The organism is Pseudomonas fluorescens, from assembly GCF_000967965.1.
Lineage (GTDB): Bacteria > Pseudomonadota > Gammaproteobacteria > Pseudomonadales > Pseudomonadaceae > Aquipseudomonas > Aquipseudomonas grandcourensis.
In genome coordinates, this window is the sequence record NZ_LACC01000031.1 from 39790 (window position 1) to 53269 (window position 13480).

Below are 13480 nucleotides of genomic sequence, written 5' to 3' on the forward strand. Positions count from 1 at the left end.
GCGAAATGCCCTTGTTAGAGCGTCAGGCTCAGATTGCCGCGGCCAAATCCTGTTGCGCGCCCGGCAAAGGTGTCTGCTGATCGGCCAACCAGCGCGTCACCAAAGGCCAGACTTCAGCCTGGGCTGCCTTGCTGACGAGCATTTCCACGTGACCGAAATTGTCGCCGAAGCCCTGCTCGCGCCCCAGATTGATGAATTGCTTGTGCTCGGAACCGAACTGCTCGAACAGCTTGCGACACGCCCAGGCCGGGTCCTGATGATCACCCGCGGCACTGACCGCCAATACGGGCAACTTGACCTCGGCCAGGCCTGCCCACCAGTCCTTGTCGGCATCGCCGAAGCGCCCGAACAAGCCAAACCAGCGCATGCTTTCCAGGGCCAGGCCGATGGGCTCGTCCTCCGGACCGCGCTTGAGCCTTGAACCGGACAACTGGGCAAAACGCTTGAGAATGAAGCGACCACTCCACTCCACCGGCGGAATCTTCAATGGCCAGTAGGTGCGGCTGACTTGTGTACCGAAAAACGCCGCCGAGGCCACGACCGGCTCACCGATGTACTCGCCACCCAACGCTGCGGCCAACGTAGTACCGCCCAGCGAGTGACCGATCCAGTGCGGCACCTGCCCGCTCTGTTCGCGCACGAACGCGCCAATGGCCGGCAGGTCATAGCGTGCGTAGTCGGCGACACGGTTCTTGCGGTAGTCGTGGTTACGCTGGGACAGGCCGTGACCGCGCATTTCCGGAATCCAGACGTCGAACCCCAGGCGGGCCAGGTAAGCACCCAACCCCAGGCCCTTGGGAGAAAACCAGAACCGGCGATTGGAAAAGCTGCCGTGTAGCAGGATCACCGGCACACCACGGGAGGACGACCCATCGGCCATGCCAAGGCGTGTCACAGCCAGTTCGACGGTGAAGTCGGGGCTGTTACCGGGTTTCAAACGATAGACATCTTCGCTCAGATCACCGCGCCGTTCGGCGCTGATCAGGGCGACAGGAAATAGGTTGCTGCTGCTTTGCATAATCTCTTGCACAAAAAAGGGCGGCATCCAGATGGAGCCCGCCCTGCTTGAATCTTAAAGGCAGCGTTCACCGACCACGCTGCCAATCATTGTAGGAGCGAGCCTGCTCGCGATGGTCGCCAACGATGACGCGTTCATTCTGAAAAAAACGCGGTGTTCTGCAGTCCATCGCGAGCAGGCTCGCTCCTACAGGATCAAGCCTACGCCTGACCTTCCGCCAGGAAGAACCAGGTTTCCAGTACGGAGTCCGGGTTCAACGAAACGCTTTCAATGCCCTGCTCCATCAGCCACTTGGCCAGGTCCGGGTGGTCCGAAGGCCCCTGACCACATATGCCGATGTACTTGCCAGCCTTGTTGCAGGCCTGAATCGCGTTGGCCAGCAGCTTCTTGACCGCCGGATTACGCTCGTCGAACAGGTGCGCGATGATCCCGGAGTCACGGTCCAGGCCCAGGGTCAGCTGGGTCAGGTCGTTGGAACCGATGGAGAAGCCGTCGAAGAACTCGAGGAATTCTTCAGCGAGGATCGCGTTGGACGGCAGTTCGCACATCATGATGATGCGCAGGCCATTCTCGCCGCGGGCCAGGCCATTTTCGGCCAACAGATCGATCACTTGGCTAGCTTCGCCCAATGTACGGACGAACGGCACCATGATTTCGACGTTGGTCAGGCCCATCTCGTTGCGCACGCGCTTGAGGGCGCGGCATTCGAGCTCGAAGCAGTCACGGAACGATTCGCTGATGTAACGCGAAGCACCGCGGAAGCCCAGCATCGGGTTTTCTTCTTCCGGCTCGTAGAGCTTGCCGCCGATCAGGTTGGCGTATTCGTTGGACTTGAAGTCCGACAGACGCACGATGACCTTTTTCGGGGTGAACGCAGCGGCCAGGGTGCTGATGCCTTCAACCAGCTTGTCGACATAGAAGCCGACCGGATCGTCGTAACCGGCGATGCGCTTGTCGACGCTGTCCTTGATGTCCTGCGGCAGACCGTCGTAGTTCAACAGCGCTTTCGGGTGAACACCGATCATGCGGTTGATGATAAATTCCAGACGGGCCAGGCCCACACCGGCGTTCGGCAGCTGCGCGAAGTCGAAGGCGCGGTCCGGGTTGCCGACGTTCATCATGATCTTGAACGGCAGATCCGGCATGGCGTCCACGGAGTTCTTCTTGATGTCGAAGCCCAGTTCGCCTTCGAAGATGAAACCGGTGTCGCCTTCAGCACAGGAAACAGTCACGCCCTGGCCGTCTTTCAACAGCTGGGTGGCGTTGCCACAACCTACTACCGCAGGAATACCCAGCTCACGGGCGATGATCGCCGCGTGGCACGTACGGCCGCCACGGTTGGTGACGATGGCGCTGGCGCGCTTCATGACCGGCTCCCAGTCCGGGTCGGTCATGTCGGAAACCAGTACGTCGCCTGGCTGGACCTTGTCCATCTCGGACACGTCCTTGATGATGCGGACCTTGCCGGCGCCGATGCGCTGGCCAATGGCACGGCCTTCCACCAGCACGGTGCCGGTTTCTTTCAACAGGTAACGTTCCATGACGTTGGCCTGGGTGCGGCTCTTCACGGTTTCCGGACGGGCCTGCACGATGTACAGCTTGCCGTCGTCACCGTCCTTGGCCCACTCGATGTCCATCGGGCACTTGTAGTGCTTCTCGATGATCATCGCCTGCTTGGCCAGTTCGCTGACTTCAGCGTCGGTCAGGCAGAAACGTGCGCGCTCAGCCTTGTCCACGTCGACGGTCTTGACCGAACGACCGGCCTTGGCCTCGTCGCCGTAGATCATCTTGATGGCCTTGCTGCCCAGGTTGCGACGCAGGATCGCCGGGCGACCGGCAGCCAGCGTGCCCTTGTGGACGTAGAACTCATCCGGGTTCACCGCGCCTTGTACGACGGTTTCACCCAGGCCGTAAGCGCCGGTGATGAACACCACGTCACGGAAGCCCGATTCGGTATCGAGGGTGAACATCACGCCGGCGGTGCCGGTTTCGGAACGGACCATGCGCTGCACGCCAGCGGACAGGGCTACCAGCTTGTGGTCGAAGCCCTGGTGCACGCGATAGGAAATGGCACGGTCGTTGAACAGCGAGGCGAACACCTCTTTGGCGGCGCGAATGACGTTTTCCACACCACGGATGTTCAGGAAGGTTTCCTGCTGGCCGGCGAAGGAAGCGTCGGGCAAGTCTTCAGCGGTAGCGGAAGAACGCACGGCCACGGCCACGTCAGGGTTGCCGGCGGACAGCGTGGCGAACGCGGTACGGATTTCGGCATTCAATTTTTCAGGGAACTCGGCTTCCATGATCCATTGGCGGATCTGGGCACCGGTCTTGGCCAGGGCATTCACGTCATCGACGTCAAGGGCATCGAGCGCGTCGTGAATCTGCTGATTCAGGCCGCTCAGTTCCAGGAAATCACGATACGCCTGAGCGGTCGTGGCGAAGCCACCGGGCACCGATACACCGGCACCTGCCAGGTTGCTGATCATCTCGCCCAGGGATGCGTTCTTGCCCCCCACGTGCTCAACGTCGTCTTTGCCGAGCTTGTCGAGGGAAACTACGTACTCTACCAAGGTGATCTCTCCACTAACTGTGTTGGAAAAGCTCAGAAACCGGCTGCTTAAGTGAGCATTTACCGGCTATATGGCCTGGACCTGGAAAATAAGTGAGAATGCGGGCCAATGGCGGCCGGCAAATCGCGCCTATCATATCCAAGATTCGTTACTAGCTTAAGGCCCAAGGTGCAAATGAAACGATCTGCTTTCTTTATCTCCGATGGTACCGGCATTACCGCCGAAACCCTGGGTCAAAGCCTTCTGGCGCAGTTCGAAAACATTACCTTCAGCAAGGTCACGCGGCCGTACATCGACAACGTGGACAAAGCGCGGGCCATGGTACAACAAATCAACAAAGCCGCCGAAACCGACGGCTTCCGTCCGATAATCTTCGACACCATCGTCAATCAGGACATTCGTGAGATTCTCGCAACCTCGAATGGTTTCATGATCGACATTTTCTCGACGTTCCTGGCACCACTTGAACAGGAACTGACCGAGCATTCTTCCTACACCGTGGGCAAGTCCCACTCTATCGGCGCCAACACCAATTACATGGAGCGTATCGAGGCCGTTAACTTCGCCCTCGACAACGACGACGGCGCCCGCACGCACTATTACGACAAGGCCGACCTGATACTAGTGGGCGTGTCGCGATGTGGTAAGACGCCGACGTGCCTGTACATGGCGATGCAATTCGGTATCCGCGCAGCCAACTACCCGCTGACCGAAGACGACATGGAACGCCTGCAACTGCCATCCGCCCTGCGCGCTCACCAGCACAAGCTGTTCGGCCTGACCATCGACCCGGACCGCCTCACCGCGATCCGCAACGAGCGCAAGCCCAACAGCCGTTACTCGAGCTACGCCCAGTGCGAGTTCGAGGTTCGCGAGGTGGAAAACCTGTTCCGCCGCGAAAACATCCCGAACATCAACTCCACGCATTTTTCCGTGGAAGAAATCTCCGCGAAAATTCTCGTGGAGAAAGGTGTGGAGCGGCGGTTTAAATAGTTCTTTATTGTCTGTTCGGCCTCATCGCAAGCAAGCTCGCTCCCACAGTTGATTTGTGTCCACCGCAGATCCCCTGTAGGAGCGAGCCTGCTCGCGATTAAACGATAACGCGGTCTCCTAGATAACAAACAAATCCACAAACCGGTTCACCGGTGTTGCCTCAAGCTTCTGCTGATCCTTGCACAGTGAAAAAATCTCCTCACTGCGCTGCCCGGTGAATCTTGTCAGCAAGTTCGCCCTGAACTTGTCCTCCAGCAACGGAATGCCTTCCACCCGACGCCGACGATGGCCAATCGGGTACTCCACTACCACGTTCTCAGTGCTGGACCCATCCTTGAAAAATACCTGCACCGCGTTGGCAATGGAGCGCTTGTCGGGCTCCAGATACTCACGGGTGAAACGCGGTTCCTCAACAATCACCATTTTGTCGCGCAGCACATCGATGATCGGGTGTGTCTTGTGGAAATCATCTTCGTAATACTCGGCAACCAGATTGCCGAAGGCCAGCGGTACAGCAGTCATGTACTGGATGCAGTGATCGCGATCAGCGGCATTGGCCAGTGGGCCGACCTTGGAAATGATGCGAATCGCCGACTCGTGAGTGGTGATGACGATCCTGTCGATTTCATGCAGGCGATTGCGCACCTGCGGGTGCAGGATCACCGCCGCCTCACAGGCCGTTTGTGCATGGAACTCGGCCGGAAAGCTGATCTTGAACAACACGTTTTCCATCACATAACTACCGTACGGCCGCGAAAAACTGAAAGCACGTTTGTCTTCAGGCTTGAGTGCCAGATCATTGTTGGCATGGCTGAACAACACGTCGTAAAACCCCCACTGCCTGGCACTCAACACACCGGGAATGCCCATCTCGCCGCGCATCGCTATGTCCGCCAAACGCACGCCACGACTGGACGCATCCCCCGCCGCCCAGGATTTACGCGAACCCGCATTCGGTGCATGCCGATACGTGCGCAACGCTTGACCGTCAGCAAAAGCGTGGGACAACGCCGACAACAACTGCTCGCGATTGGCGCCCATCAGTTTGGCGGTGACTGCGGTTGAGGCGACCTTCACCAGGATGACGTGATCGAGGCCGACACGGTTGAACGAGTTTTCCAGCGCGATCACGCCCTGAATCTCATGGGCCATGATCATCGCTTCAAGCACTGTACGCACGGTCAGCGGTGCCACGCCATTAGCCAGGTGCTTTTGTGATAAATGGTCGGCTACCGCGAGAATACCGCCGAGGTTGTCCGACGGATGCCCCCACTCCGCCGCGAGCCAGGTGTCGTTGTAGTCGAGCCAGCGCACAATGCAGCCGATGTCCCACGCCGCCTTCACCGGATCGAGTCGGTAACTGGTCCCCGGCACACGGGCGCCGAACGGCACGACGGTGCCTTCCACCACTGGCCCCAAGTGCTTGGTGCACTCGGGAAAACGCAGGGCCAGCAGGCCGCAACCCAAGGTATCGATCAGGCAGTTGCGCGCGGTATCCAGCGCTTCTTTTGACTCGATCTTGTAGTTGAGGACGTAATCGGCAATATCCTGCAGGACCTTGTCGTAGTCGGGGCGGTTGTTCAGGTCGACGTTGGCGCTCATGTTCGATTCACTCTATGAAGTGGGTCGTTAATGGGACCTCGGTTCAGGGCATTCTCAGTCAATGACAAATTCTTATTCTTGAAATGCAGTCCACTGTGGGAGCGAGCTTGCTCGCGATGGCGGTGCATCAGCCAACACATGTATTGAATGAGTTGGCCCCATCGCGAGCAAGTTCGCTCCCACAGGGTTTGGGTGATCTTAGAAAGAATCCCCCGGCACCCGCACAAACCCTTCCATCAACACCCGCGCACTGCGGCTCATGATCGCCTTGTTCACAGTCCACTCGCCGTTGACCTGGCTGGCCTCGGCGCCGACGCGCAAGGTGCCGGACGGGTGGCCGAAGCGCACCGCGTTGCGTTCGGTGCCACCTGCTGCGAGGTTAACCAGAGTGCCGGTGATCGCTGCCGCCGTGCCGATCGCCACTGCCGCCGTGCCCATCATTGCGTGGTGCAGCTTGCCCATGGATAGCGCACGCACCAGCAGGTCGACATCGCCTGCCGCAATAGCTTTGCCGCTGGACGAAACGTAGTCCGCCGGCTTGGCCACGAAGGCCACTTTTGGCGTGTGTTGACGTTTGGCCGCTTCGTCAATGTTGGAAATCAGGCCCATGCGCAATGCGCCGTAGGCGCGGATGGTTTCGAACATCAGCAAGGCTTTCGGGTCGCCATTGATCGCGCCCTGCAACTCGGTGCCTTTGTAGCCGATGTCTTCGGCATTGATAAAAATTGTCGGGATGCCGGCGTTGATCATGGTCGCCTTGAAGGTACCGACGCCGGGCACTTCCAGGTCATCCACCAGATTGCCGGTAGGGAACATCGAACCGCCGCCGCCCTCTTCATCCGCCGCCGGATCAAGGAACTCGACCTGCACTTCGGCCGCCGGGAAGGTCACGCCGTCGAGTTCGAAATCACCGGTTTCCTGTACTTCACCATTGGTGATCGGCACATGGGCGATGATGGTCTTGCCGATATTGGCCTGCCACACGCGAACCACCGCCACGCCGCTGTGCGGGATGCGACTGGCGTCCACCAGGCCATTGCTGACGGCGAACGAACCGACCGCCGCGGACAGGTTGCCGCAGTTGCCGCTCCAGTCCACGAAGGGCTTATCGATGGACACCTGACCGAACAGGTAATCGACATCGTGATCGGCCTTGATGCTTTTCGACAGGATCACGGTTTTGCTGGTGCTGGAGGTCGCGCCGCCCATGCCATCGATTTGTTTGTCGTACGGGTCGGGACTGCCGATCACGCGCAACAGCAAAGCGTCGCGGGCCGGGCCAGGGACCTGTGCCGCTTCAGGCAAATCCTTCAGGCTGAAAAACACGCCTTTGCTGGTGCCGCCGCGCATGTAGGTGGCGGGTATCCTTATTTGCTTTGGAAAAGTAGCTGCGTGAGCCATGGTGCTCGTTACTCCTGATCTAGAAACAGACATGGGACTCAAAGTCCCATGTCTGTGCAGCGTTTTAGACGGCGACCGCCGATTCTTCGAGGAAGTCCTGGGCGAAGCGTTGCAACACGCCGCCGGCCTCGTAGATCGACACTTCTTCGGCGGTGTCGAGGCGGCAGGTCACCGGCACATCGACGCGCTCGCCATTCTTGCGATGGATCACCAGGGTCAGTTCGGCACGCGGGGTGCGCTCACCAATCACGTCGTAGGTTTCGCTGCCGTCGATGGCCAGGGTGTGGCGGTTGGTGCCCGGCTTGAATTCCATCGGCAACACACCCATGCCCACCAGGTTGGTGCGGTGAATGCGCTCGAAACCTTCGGCGGCAATCGCTTCCACACCCGCCAGGCGCACGCCCTTGGCCGCCCAGTCGCGGGACGAACCCTGACCGTAGTCGGCGCCGGCGATGATGATCAGCGGCTGCTTGCGATCCATGTAGGTTTCGATGGCCTCCCACATGCGCATTACTTTGCCTTCCGGCTCGACGCGGGCCAGCGAACCTTGCTTGACCTTGCCGTCTTCCTGAACCATTTCGTTGAACAGTTTCGGGTTGGCGAACGTCGCACGCTGCGCGGTCAGGTGGTCACCACGGTGAGTCGCGTAAGAGTTGAAGTCCTCTTCCGGCAGGCCCATTTTCGCCAGGTATTCGCCAGCGGCGCTGTCGAGCATGATGGCGTTGGACGGTGACAGGTGATCGGTGGTGATGTTGTCCGGCAGTACCGCCAGAGGGCGCATGCCCTTGAGCGGACGAGCGCCGGCCAGCGCGCCTTCCCAGTACGGAGGACGGCGGATGTAGGTGCTCATTTCACGCCAGTCGTACAGCGGCGCGACTTTCGGGCCGGTGTCTTCGTGGATGGCGAACATCGGAATGTACACCTGACGGAACTGCTCAGGTTTCACCGAGGACTTCACCACCGAGTCGATTTCTTCGTCGCTCGGCCAGATGTCTTTCAGGCGGATTTCCTTGCCGTCGACCACGCCCAGCACGTCTTTTTCGATGTCGAAACGGATGGTACCGGCAATGGCGTAAGCAACCACCAATGGCGGCGAAGCCAGGAACGCTTGCTTGGCGTACGGGTGAATCCGACCGTCGAAGTTGCGGTTACCGGATAACACGGCAGTGGCGTACAGGTCGCGGTCAATGATTTCTTGCTGGATCACCGGGTCCAGTGCGCCGGACATGCCGTTGCAGGTGGTGCAGGCGAAGGCGACGACGCCGAAGCCAAGTTTGTCCAGCTCATCGGTCAGGCCAGCTTCGTCGAGGTACAGCGCGACGGTTTTCGAACCCGGTGCCAGGGACGACTTGACCCATGGCTTGCGGGTCAGGCCAAGCTTGTTGGCGTTGCGCGCCAGCAGGCCGGCGGCGATCACGTTACGCGGGTTGCTGGTATTGGTGCAGCTGGTGATGGCGGCGATTATCACCGCGCCGTCCGGCATTTGACCCGGCACATCATCCCAGTGGCCGGAGATGCCTTTGGCCGCCAAATCAGAAACCGCTACACGAGCGTGCGGGTTGCTCGGGCCAGCCATGTTGCGCACGACCGAGGAAAGGTCGAAGGTCAGGCCGCGCTCGTATTGCGCGCCTTTGAGGCTGTCAGCCCACAGGCCGGTCTGCTTGGCGTAGTTCTCCACCAGCTGCACTTGCTCGTCTTCACGGCCGGTGAGCTTGAGGTAGTCGATGGTCTGCTGATCGATGTAGAACATCGCCGCGGTGGCGCCGTATTCCGGGGCCATGTTGGAGATGGTTGCGCGGTCGCCGAGGGTCAGCGCCGAGGCGCCTTCACCGAAGAACTCCAGCCACGCGCCAACGACTTTCTGCTTGCGCAGGAACTCGGTCAGCGCCAGCACCATGTCGGTGGCGGTGATGCCCGGCTGCAGCTTGCCAGTCAGTTCGACGCCAACGCTTTCCGGCAGACGCATCCACGATGCGCGGCCGAGCATCACGCTCTCGGCTTCCAGGCCACCGACACCGATGGCGATCACGCCCAACGCATCGACGTGCGGGGTGTGGCTGTCGGTGCCGACGCAGGTATCAGGGAAGGCCACACCGTCACGCACCTGGATCACCGGAGACATTTTCTCCAGGTTGATCTGGTGCATGATGCCGTTGCCCGGCGGGATCACGTCGACGTTCTTGAACGCCTTCTTGGTCCAGTTGATGAAGTGGAAACGGTCTTCGTTGCGACGGTCTTCGATGGCGCGGTTCTTCTCGAACGCCTCTGGATCGAAACCACCGCGCTCGACGGCCAGGGAGTGGTCGACGATCAATTGCGTCGGCACCACCGGGTTGACTTGCGCAGGGTCACCGCCTTGCAGGGCGATGGCGTCACGCAGGCCGGCGAGGTCGACCAGCGCGGTCTGGCCGAGAATATCGTGGCACACCACGCGGGCCGGGAACCACGGGAAGTCGAGGTCGCGCTTGCGTTCGATGAATTGCTTCAGGGATTCGGTGAGCGTGGCCGGGTCGCAGCGACGCACAAGGTTTTCCGCCAGCACACGGGAGGTGTACGGCAGGGTGTCGTAGGCGCCAGGCTGGATCGCCTCGACTGCCGCGCGGACGTCGAAGTAATCCAGGTGGCTGCCGGGCAGCGATTTGCGGAATTCAGTGTTCATCGTCAGGACTCGGTCACGGTAGTTACAAAAGGTGGGGCCTGGCACCAGACTTGAATTGAACACAATCCACTGTGGGAGCGAGCTTGCTCGCGATAGCGATGTAACTGGCGACATTGATGTTGAATGTCAGCCCGTCATCGCGAGCAAGCTCGCTCCCACAGGGATCTGCGTTGATTTCAGATCCCGGTGCCGACCTCCACCATTCAGCGTTGTTCGATTGGTACGAACTTGCGCTGTTCAACGCCGGTGTACTCGGCGCTTGGACGGATGATGCGGTTGTTGGCACGTTGTTCGTACACGTGGGCGGCCCAGCCGGTCAGGCGTGAGCAGACGAAGATCGGTGTGAACAACTTGGTCGGGATGCCCATGAAGTGGTACGCCGAGGCATGGTAGAAGTCGGCGTTCGGGAACAGTTTCTTCTGCTCCCACATGGTCTTGTCGATGGCCTCGGACACAGGGAACAACACCTTGTCGCCCACTTCGTCAGCGAGTTTTTTCGACCAGCCCTTGATCACCTCGTTGCGCGGATCGTTGTCCTTATAGATCGCGTGGCCGAAGCCCATGATCTTGTCCTTGCGCTCGAGCATGCCGAGGGTGCCCTTGATCGCATCTTCCGGCGACGAGAAACGCTCGATCATTTCCATCGCCGCTTCGTTGGCGCCGCCGTGCAGCGGGCCACGCAGGGAACCGATGGCTGCGGTAATGCACGAGTACAGGTCGGACAGGGTCGATGCGCAGACACGGGCGGTAAAGGTCGACGCGTTGAACTCGTGCTCTGCGTAGAGAATCAGCGAAACGTTCATCACCTTGACATGCAGCTCGCTCGGCTTCTTGCCGTGCAGAAGGTGCAGGAAATGGCCGCCGATGGACTGCTCGTCGCTCACGCAATCGATGCGCTTGCCTTCGTGGCTGAAGCGATACCAGTAGGTCATGATCGCCGGGAACGCGGCCAGCAGGCGGTCGGTCTTGTCGTGCTGCTCGGAGAAGTTGTTCTCCGGCTCCAGGTTGCCCAGGAACGAGCAGCCAGTGCGCATCACGTCCATCGGATGGGCGTCGGCAGGGATGCGTTCCAGCACTTCTTTCAGTGCTTGCGGCAGGTCACGCAGCTTGCTCAGTTTGGTGATGTAGGCATTCAGTTGCGCCTTGCTCGGCAGTTCGCCGTACAGCAACAGGTAGGCAACTTCTTCGAACTGAGCGTCTGCCGCCAGTTCACGAACGTCATAACCACGATAGGTCAGACCGGCACCCGACTGACCCACGGTGGACAGTGCGGTTTGCCCGGCTACCTGGCCACGGAGCCCGGCGCCACTGAGTACTTTTGCTTCGGCCATTTCTGCCTCCAATTTCTTGAATTTATTAGGGAGTTATTCGACTTACTTTTTCGCGGCGAACAACGCATCGAGCTTCTGCTCGAAGGTGTGGTAGTCGATGCGATCGTAAAGCTCCATGCGGGTCTGCATGGTGTCGATGACGTTCTGTTGCGTGCCATCGCGACGGATCGCGGTGTAGACGTTTTCCGCAGCCTTGTTCATGGCCCGGAAAGCCGACAGCGGGTACAGCACCAGAGATACGTCGGCAGCGGCCAGTTGCTCGGTGGTGTACAGCGGCGTCGCGCCGAACTCGGTGATGTTGGCCAGGATCGGCGCTTTCACGCGGCTGGCGAACAGCTTGTACATTTCAAGTTCAGTGATGGCTTCCGGGAACACCATGTCGGCGCCGGCCTCGATGCACGCGGCGGCGCGATCCAGGGCAGACTCCAGGCCTTCCACTGCCAGGGCGTCGGTACGGGCCATGATCACGAAGCTGTCATCGGTACGCGCATCGACGGCCGCCTTGATGCGGTCGACCATTTCCTGCTGGGTCACGATTTCCTTGTTAGGACGGTGACCGCAGCGCTTGGCGCCGACCTGGTCTTCGATGTGAATCGCTGCGGCGCCAAACTTGATCATCGACTTGACGGTGCGAGCGACGTTGAACGCCGAGGAACCGAAACCGGTGTCCACGTCCACCAGCAGTGGCAGGTCGCAAACATCGGTGATACGGCGCACGTCGGTCAGAACGTCATCCAGGCCGGTGATGCCCAGGTCCGGCACGCCGAGGGAGCCTGCAGCCACCCCGCCACCCGACAGGTAGATCGCCTTGAAACCGGCGCGCTTGGCCAGCAGCGCATGGTTGGCGTTGATCGCGCCGACCACTTGCAATGGATGCTCGCTGGCGACCGCATCGCGGAAACGCTGGCCTGGAGTGCTCTTGTTCAAACTCATGACTCACCTCGTTTGGCTGTCGGGTTAGCGCCGTCCTGGTAATGACGGGCGATGTTGCGTTTGGAGGCGCCGATGTGACGGCGCATCAACAACTCGGCCAGTTCACCGTCACGGTCGGCGATGGCATCGAGAATTCGGTGGTGCTCGGCAAACGCCTGGTGCGGGCGATTGGGCGTGGTGGAAAACTGGATGCGGTACATGCGCACCAGTTGATACAGCTCGCCGCAGAGCATTTGGGTCAGCGTGCGGTTGCCGCTGCCCTGGATGATTCGGTAATGGAAGTCGAAATCGCCTTCCTGCTGGTAGTAGCCTCTCCCGGCCTGAAACGCCTCATCGCGCTCGTGGGTTTCCAGGACCCGACGCAGTTCGTCGATTTCTTCGAGGCTCATGCGCTCGGCGGCCAGGCGACAGGCCATGCCTTCCAGGGATTCGCGGATTTCGTATAGCTCAATCAGTTCGGCGTGGTTGAGCGACACCACCCGTGCGCCGACATGCGGCACACGAACCAGCAGGCGCTGGCCTTCCAGACGGTGGATGGCCTCGCGCAACGGGCCGCGGCTGATGCCGTAGGTGCGCGCCAGTTCCGGTTCGGAGATTTTGCTGCCCGGCGCGATATCGCCTTTGACGATAGCCGCCTGAATACGTCGGAAGACGTTCTCGGAAAGCGTCTCCGTATCGTCTTGCGTAGAAACCGGGGGATCGAGTTGATCCAGCATATTGTCGACACCTTGTAAGCCAATGCCGTAAAAACTAACGAATAGAGGCGCATCAGTCAAAGGATAAATAGATATTGTCGACAATCTTCTGATAACCGGCTGCACCATAACGAAGCAACCCCCTAAGGTTATAGCCACCGGCCAGCGCTGGCGCCATCAAACCACCGTGCTAGAATGCCGCCCGCATTTGTTTGTCACATCTGCACTGCCTGTCATAAAACCCTGCCAGGCATACGAGGGAGCTTGCGCAGCGATGC

Annotated in this window: 9 protein-coding genes; 1 reads left to right on the plus strand and 8 read right to left on the minus strand. The window is 59.9% G+C overall.

What is annotated here, in order from left to right:
• Positions 1 to 28: 28 nt before the first annotated feature.
• Both VC35_RS23595 and ppsA read right to left on the minus strand, forming a co-directional pair.
• A complete protein-coding gene (locus VC35_RS23595) occupies positions 29 to 1018 on the minus strand; it encodes an alpha/beta fold hydrolase (RefSeq protein WP_046042898.1) in 990 nt (329 codons plus the stop codon).
• A 200-nt stretch (positions 1019 to 1218) separates the two neighbouring features.
• A complete protein-coding gene (ppsA, locus tag VC35_RS23600) occupies positions 1219 to 3534 on the minus strand; it encodes a phosphoenolpyruvate synthase (RefSeq protein ID WP_311132824.1) in 2316 nt (771 codons plus the stop codon).
• A 228-nt stretch (positions 3535 to 3762) separates the two neighbouring features.
• On the opposite strand from ppsA, the gene ppsR reads away from it, so the two are divergent.
• Positions 3763 to 4581 carry a posphoenolpyruvate synthetase regulatory kinase/phosphorylase PpsR gene (ppsR, locus tag VC35_RS23605; protein ID WP_008048584.1) on the plus strand — a complete coding sequence of 273 codons (819 nt, stop codon included), beginning with the start codon at positions 3763 to 3765 and terminating at the stop codon, positions 4579 to 4581.
• A gap of 117 nt (positions 4582 to 4698) precedes the next feature.
• Here ppsR and prpD read toward each other — a convergent pair whose 3' ends face one another.
• From prpD to VC35_RS23635, 6 genes are all read right to left on the minus strand, one after another.
• A complete protein-coding gene (gene prpD / locus VC35_RS23610) occupies positions 4699 to 6183 on the minus strand; it encodes a 2-methylcitrate dehydratase (RefSeq protein WP_046042901.1) in 1485 nt (494 codons plus the stop codon).
• A 198-nt stretch (positions 6184 to 6381) separates the two neighbouring features.
• Positions 6382 to 7584 carry a 2-methylaconitate cis-trans isomerase PrpF gene (gene prpF / locus VC35_RS23615; RefSeq protein WP_046042903.1) on the minus strand — a complete coding sequence of 401 codons (1203 nt, stop codon included), beginning with the start codon at positions 7582 to 7584 and terminating at the stop codon, positions 6382 to 6384.
• Positions 7585 to 7648: 64 nt separating this feature from the next.
• Positions 7649 to 10243, minus strand: coding sequence for a Fe/S-dependent 2-methylisocitrate dehydratase AcnD (gene acnD, locus VC35_RS23620; RefSeq protein ID WP_046042904.1), 2595 nt, complete (start codon positions 10241 to 10243; stop codon positions 7649 to 7651).
• Positions 10244 to 10446: 203 nt separating this feature from the next.
• A complete protein-coding gene (gene prpC, locus VC35_RS23625) occupies positions 10447 to 11574 on the minus strand; it encodes a bifunctional 2-methylcitrate synthase/citrate synthase (protein ID WP_046042905.1) in 1128 nt (375 codons plus the stop codon).
• Between the two features lie 42 nt (positions 11575 to 11616).
• The gene (gene prpB / locus VC35_RS23630) at positions 11617 to 12507 is read right to left on the minus strand and encodes a methylisocitrate lyase (protein WP_008061726.1); all 891 of its coding nucleotides are present in this window, start codon (positions 12505 to 12507) and stop codon (positions 11617 to 11619) included.
• Positions 12504 to 13223, minus strand: a complete 720-nt coding sequence (locus VC35_RS23635; protein WP_008048579.1) for a GntR family transcriptional regulator — start codon at positions 13221 to 13223, stop codon at positions 12504 to 12506. Before VC35_RS23635 ends, prpB begins: the two co-directional genes overlap by 4 nt.
• Between the last annotated feature and the right edge of the window lie 257 nt (positions 13224 to 13480).

What these genes read in the sequence shown, in the direction of transcription:
- prpC (WP_046042905.1), bottom strand. Translation starts at nt 11,574, where the DNA reads ATGGCCGAAGCAAAAGTACTCAGTGGCGCCGGGCTCCGTGGCCAGGTA.
- prpD (WP_046042901.1), bottom strand. Translation starts at nt 6,183, where the DNA reads ATGAGCGCCAACGTCGACCTGAACAACCGCCCCGACTACGACAAGGTC.
- ppsR (WP_008048584.1), top strand. Translation starts at nt 3,763, where the DNA reads ATGAAACGATCTGCTTTCTTTATCTCCGATGGTACCGGCATTACCGCC.
- VC35_RS23635 (WP_008048579.1), bottom strand. Translation starts at nt 13,223, where the DNA reads ATGCTGGATCAACTCGATCCCCCGGTTTCTACGCAAGACGATACGGAG.
- acnD (WP_046042904.1), bottom strand. Translation starts at nt 10,243, where the DNA reads ATGAACACTGAATTCCGCAAATCGCTGCCCGGCAGCCACCTGGATTAC.
- prpF (WP_046042903.1), bottom strand. Translation starts at nt 7,584, where the DNA reads ATGGCTCACGCAGCTACTTTTCCAAAGCAAATAAGGATACCCGCCACC.
- prpB (WP_008061726.1), bottom strand. Translation starts at nt 12,507, where the DNA reads ATGAGTTTGAACAAGAGCACTCCAGGCCAGCGTTTCCGCGATGCGGTC.
- VC35_RS23595 (WP_046042898.1), bottom strand. Translation starts at nt 1,018, where the DNA reads ATGCAAAGCAGCAGCAACCTATTTCCTGTCGCCCTGATCAGCGCCGAA.